Here is a 5,746-nt window from a genome sequence, read left to right on the forward strand (position 1 = left end):
GGTTTAGATGTGCATGATATGGAAGATTTGGGAGATTTGGCAGGGTATTCGGCAGAAACAAACCCACTATAAACACAAGTAGCAGCAATTAAAGGTATTAAAAATTTGATATTCATCTTTGTAGCCCTCGCCAGATGCGGTTTTTACCGTTGCTGCTATTTATAACCTAGAAGCAGACAAAGCAGCGCCTATTAATCCTGCTTGTTGATTAAGAATTACAAACAACTTATTTTAGCTAATTTTCCGAATCTGTGGCAATAGCCAACAACGCGACAGCGCGGGTGGGGTGTATTTTATCTGTGTGGGAAAAGCTATGATAGTCTACCACTGGATAGATCACCTAAAAATGTTAGTCCTGAAACAAAGAAACAAGCATGATAAGATGAGATAATTCGTAACTATATTGAGGGTAATTTCATGAAATAATGTGTATCATAAGGATGATATGAAATATTGTAAACATAATATAAAACTGTTACCTTTTGTCCCAGAACCTAAATACGTTGTCTTGACAGATTTTGATGAAACTTATCTGGCTCATAAAAATACAGACAAGCATAAAAGTGACATCAAAGAACTTGAAGAGTATTTATTAAACGAAACTGATCATAAACAAATCTTTTTTGGTTGGGTTACTGGTAGTAGTTTAACTTCAGTTTTTGAGAAAATAAATAAATGTGGTTTGAGATTATTACCTCATTTTATTGCTAGTAGTTTAGGCACTGAAATTACCTATTTTAATCAAAATCAATACGGTGAAAAAGATCAAATATGGGAAGAAAATCTAATGAACAGCAATTTTTCTCAACAATTGGTTAATGATTTAGTTAGTTGTTTACAATTAGAGAATGTACATTTGACACCACAACCAGAAATTGAACATTCTCCTTTTTTAAAAAATTACTATTACTATCAACAAGATGATTTACTTGATCATCAGGCAATTCTGAAAATCAAAGAGTTAGTAACAAAAGCTGGTATTCAAGTAAATATTAGTCAAGCTAATCCTTTGTGTGGAGATCCTGAAAATTGCTATGATGTTGATTTTACCCCTTCACGAACAGGTAAAAAAGATATAGTGAATTTTATTTTAAACCAGACAAATGTCAGCCATGAAAATTCTATAGCCTTTGGCGAAAGTGGTAATGATATTAAAATGTTGCAAACTGTGAGACATGGTTATTTAGTGAAAAATGCAACCAGTGAAGCTAAAAAATTACATTCTCAAATAGCAGAATATGAATATGCTAAAGGAATATTATTTGTATTAAAAACACTGATTCAGTAATCAGCTGTCACATCACCAGTGAGTAATGGCCCTAGACTTTACATCAAAGTAAAGCCTCCGTTAATACATAAATACTGCCCCGTAATAAATCCCGATTCATCACTGGCAAAATAAAGCACTGTTTCTGCAATATCTTGGGGAATGCCCCAACGCTGCATAGGAATTCTGACTTGGTAAGCGTCTCTTTTTTCTTGAGGAACACTTTCATGGCGTTCTACAGGAATCCAACCAGGAGCAACTGCATTTACTGTAATTCCAAAAGGTGCTAACTCGGTGGCCATGCTGCGTGTAAAACCCAGTTGTCCACTTTTGGCAGTGACATAAGCACTGGAGTTATTAACAGTGCGAAAACAAACATCGCTGCTAATATTAATAATTCGTCCCCATTGTTTTTGTTTCATGGAAGGTAAACAAATACGAGTTAATAAATAAGGACTCTTGACAAAAAAATCCAACATAGTTTGGAAATCTTGCCAGGTATATTCCTCAAATGGGATCTGGGGTTGAGGTCCTGTGGCATTTAACACTAAAATATCTACTGTCCCTAATTGAGAAGCGATCGCTTCATAAATTGCTGCTACATCTTCTGGTTGGGTGACATCCCCACGCACTAAAATAGCTTGGCAACCTTGCTGTTCTAGTTCTGCTAAAGCCTGTTTAGCTCTTGATTCGTTGTTATTGTAGTTGATTGCTACCTTAGCACCAGCTTGTCCTAATTTGAGAGCGATCGCTTTTCCCAAACCCGCAGAACTTCCTGTGACTAAAGCCACATGACCATCTAAAGAAAATGACATTTTATTAATTCACTTTTTTTGAAACTTCGTCAACAGCAATTAGAATTTTTGCAATAATTCACACAAATTATTGCAACTCTCTTTAGTTCCATTTTCCACATCCGATGGTTCTTCATATTCCACCACCCAATAACCCTGATAACCAGCATTAAGTAATTCTTGAATAATTGGTTGCCAAACAATTTCCCCTGTACCAAAAGCACAAAATTGAGGACTACCATTTACCCATTTCACATCTTTCCAATGGGTATAATTTACCCAAGGTAATATATAGCGTAATGCCATTAAGGGATCTGTTCCCTGATTCAAAAAATTAGCAGGATCATAATTCACACCAACCGCAGGACTTTTGATACCTTCCATCATTTTTGCCACCCTTTGTCCTGTTGCTGTTGGACCACCATGATTTTCAATCGCTATTTTAATTCCCCTTGCTTCGGCATAATCACCAACTCGATTAAAAGCATAATGTAACCGGGGATAAACCTCTGGGAGAATAAAATCATTTCTATGATCACCAGATAATAAGCGCACAAATTTGGCATTTAGTTGTTGAGCAATATCAATAAACCGCTCTACTCTTTTAATTTCTGTTTCTAACTCATTTGTATCTGACAGTGTAAAATTATTTCTGCCAGCAATACAAATAATATCTACTCCAGTTTGTTGCGCCCAATAAGCAATTTTAGAAACGGCTTCATCATCACCATCATGTAAAAGATGTTTAGGGGCTTGGGGATGGGCGTTTACCTCGACTAAACGCATACCTTGATTAACAACTTGGTGGAAATATTCGGGTATTTCTATTTCTCTCCAGCCCCAAGCAGCACAACCAATGTTTGATAAATTAATGTTAGAGTTTGGCATAGTTAAATTTTGGATTTGGAATTTTGGATTATATGAACAGCTTGTTTCGCGTGTTCCTATTCAAGAATATTGATAGAATCGTTTAATGTTTTGACAAATGTAATCCAGTTCCTCAACAGTTAATCCTTGATAAATAGGTAAACTCAAAATGTGGCTTGCTTGCATTTCTGTAATCGGAAAACTACCTAATGAATAGCCTAATTCTTTACCTGCTGTAGATAGGTGAATTGGCACTGGGTAATGAATTGCTGTGCCAATACCGCGATCGCTCAAAAATTGTCGTAATTCATCACGTCGTTCTACTTGAATAACAAAGGTGTGGTAAACACATTTTTCCCATTCTTGTTCTCTGGGGATTTTAATCTGAGGAATATCAGCTAATTGACTTTGATAATAATGTGCATTTTGCCGACGCTGGTTTGTCCATTCCTGGAGATAGCGTAATTTCACTAAAAGAATGGCTGCTTGTAGAGTATCTAAACGGGAATTATAGGACCACATCACACAGTCATCACGGGTACGTAAGCCAATATTCCGCATAATTTTTAGCTGGTTGTATAATTCGGGGTCATTTGTTACGATTACACCAGCATCTCCGCAAGCATTTAAGTTTTTTAAAGGATGTAAACTAAAACAACCTAATGTTCCCAAAGAACCCACTCGCTGACCTTGATATTCAGCAAGTACCGCTTGGGCTGCATCTTCCACTACAGCTATTCCCTTTTCCTGAGCAATATCTAAAATTGGTTGCATTTTACAAGGTCTTCCTGTTAAATGTACAGGGATAATTGCTTTTGTTTTAGGAGTTATAGCCCCTGTAATTTTATTGGGATCAATATTGTAATCATCACCCACATCAACAAATACAGGTTTTGCTCCCAGTAAACGAATACAAGTAGCTGAGGCCACGAAGGAATTAGGAGCAGTAATGACTTCATCACCAACACCAATCCCAAGTGCTTTTAATGCTAAAATCAGGGCATCTGTTCCTGAATTAACACCAACAGCATAACGCACACCACATAACTGAGCAAATTGGCGTTCAAATTCTGGAACTTGCTCACCTAAAATAAAGTTTGCATCATCAATTACTTCACTAATTGCTGTTAGTAATTCCCCTTTAATTCCAGCGTGTTGAATTTTGAGGTTGACAAAGGGAATTTGATTAATTGTTAATAGTTGTGGCATTTTTAATATCCCAGTATGTTAACAATGACTTCACGAGTATAACCAGACTGCCGATGTTCCCAAATATAAATATCTTGTAACCTTCCCAGTTGTAAAATACCGTTATTAACAGGAATTTGTTCAGATGTATGGGTGAGGGCAGAGCGAATATGAGCAGGCATATCATCTAAACCTTGTCCTGCTAATAAATATTGACCATTTTCTGGAACTAATTTAGCAAAAAAGGTTTCTACATCTGGTTTAGCATCTTCTTCTTGAATCAATAAACTGGCGGAAGTATGACGGATAAACAGGTTACAAATTCCGGTTTTAATTTCTGATTCTGTAATAATTGTTTGCACTTGGGGCGTAATCTGACATAAAGTTTTGCCAGTAGTTTGTATCTGTATTACCTGTTGGTAAAGTCTAATATATGAGTTGGTCATGCTAATTTTTGTCCTAAACGCTCAAACCAGGATTGTGTCTCTTGGTGAATTGTTTCTGGTGTCCAAACTGGAGCATCTCGCCAAAGGTCAATATTGGCTAACATCTCAGCTACACCTTGATTTAAAGTTACTTGAGGTTGCCATTTTAAAAGTGTGGTTGCTTTGGTGATATCTGCCCATGTACAATCTGGTTCTCCTGGACGTTTGGGAATATAAATAATAGGTCCATCTAATAATTTAACGAGTGTTAAAATACTTTCAGATTTACCAGAACCGATATTAATAATTTCGCCTGTAATGTCTGATTCGGCTGCTTTAACAAAGGCTTCTACTACATCACTGACAAAGGTAAAATCTCTAGTTTGTGTTCCATCTCCCACCACAGTAAAGGGTTTTCCGGCGAGTTTTTGCGCGAGAAATACACCAAATACTGCACCATAAGCTCCTGTTGTACGGGATCTTGTTCCGTACACATTAAACAGTCGTAATGAAAGGGCTGGAATTTGATAAACTTGCGCCCAGTGCATCACTAATTGTTCCCCTAAATATTTTGTTAAACCATAGGGATGTTCAGGATGACAGGGATAGGTTTCTGGTGTGGGGTATTGATCAGGAATACCATAGCAGGTGGAAGAAGCTGTGTAGATAAATTTCTCAATGTGAGCATGACGACAAGCTTCTAAAAGGGCGAAGGTACTATGAATATTGGCATGATAGTAGTTACCTGGATTTTGGATTGAAGGTACTAAATCAGCTAACCCTGCTAAATGAAATACCCAATCAATATCTATTAATGTATCTGGGGAAATATCGGCTAAATCTTGCTCAATAAATGTAAAGCTAGAATGGTTTTGAGCTACTTTCAAATTCAGGGTTCTTCCTGTAATTAGATTATCCAAGCCAAGGACACTGTGGCCTGATTTGAGCAGGCGATCGCATAAGTGAGAGCCAATAAAACCAGCTGCTCCTGTAACTAGGCAACGTTTCCCATCTTGCAACATAATTTTATTCATAACTCAGGTTTTTAAACTCCTCTAAAATTTGTATTATCAACCACATTCATTAATTTTGGATTTTTTTAATTTATATTTAATATTTCTAGCAAAAATTACTTAAGGAACTAGGACTTACGCAAGTGTCACACTAAAAATCTGTTCTAGGGTGCGTCAGATATCAAGAATCTG

The 5,746-nt window shown here is 36.7% G+C and carries 6 protein-coding genes; 1 reads left to right on the plus strand and 5 read right to left on the minus strand.

All coding sequences use genetic code 11. From position 1 onward, the window contains the following. Positions 1–445: 445 nt before the first annotated feature. A complete protein-coding gene (locus ACIR131C_RS0105525; RefSeq protein WP_028089392.1) occupies positions 446–1,288 on the plus strand; it encodes an HAD-IIB family hydrolase in 843 nt (280 codons plus the stop codon). Positions 1,289–1,326: 38 nt separating this feature from the next. Here ACIR131C_RS0105525 and ACIR131C_RS0105530 read toward each other — a convergent pair whose 3' ends face one another. The 5 genes from ACIR131C_RS0105530 to ACIR131C_RS0105550 are packed head-to-tail and all read right to left on the minus strand — an operon-like array spanning position 1,327 to position 5,575. Next, positions 1,327–2,082 (minus strand): SDR family NAD(P)-dependent oxidoreductase, encoded by a 756-nt coding sequence (locus tag ACIR131C_RS0105530; protein ID WP_028089393.1) that lies wholly within the window; start codon positions 2,080–2,082, stop codon positions 1,327–1,329. Between the two features lie 39 nt (positions 2,083–2,121). Beyond that, the gene (locus ACIR131C_RS0105535) at positions 2,122–2,949 is read right to left on the minus strand and encodes a sugar phosphate isomerase/epimerase family protein (RefSeq protein ID WP_028089394.1); all 828 of its coding nucleotides are present in this window, start codon (positions 2,947–2,949) and stop codon (positions 2,122–2,124) included. Between the two features lie 60 nt (positions 2,950–3,009). Next, the gene (locus ACIR131C_RS0105540) at positions 3,010–4,137 is read right to left on the minus strand and encodes a DegT/DnrJ/EryC1/StrS family aminotransferase (protein WP_028089395.1); all 1,128 of its coding nucleotides are present in this window, start codon (positions 4,135–4,137) and stop codon (positions 3,010–3,012) included. A gap of 2 nt (positions 4,138–4,139) precedes the next feature. Then, positions 4,140–4,562: a secondary thiamine-phosphate synthase enzyme YjbQ gene (locus ACIR131C_RS0105545; RefSeq protein ID WP_028089396.1), complete on the minus strand. Its 423-nt coding sequence runs from the start codon at positions 4,560–4,562 to the stop codon at positions 4,140–4,142. Then, a complete protein-coding gene (locus tag ACIR131C_RS0105550) occupies positions 4,559–5,575 on the minus strand; it encodes an SDR family oxidoreductase (protein WP_081677164.1) in 1,017 nt (338 codons plus the stop codon). Before ACIR131C_RS0105550 ends, ACIR131C_RS0105545 begins: the two co-directional genes overlap by 4 nt. Positions 5,576–5,746 lie beyond the last annotated feature (171 nt).

It is taken from the genome of Dolichospermum circinale AWQC131C (assembly GCF_000426905.1).
Taxonomy (GTDB): Bacteria; Cyanobacteriota; Cyanobacteriia; order Cyanobacteriales; family Nostocaceae; genus Dolichospermum; species Dolichospermum circinale.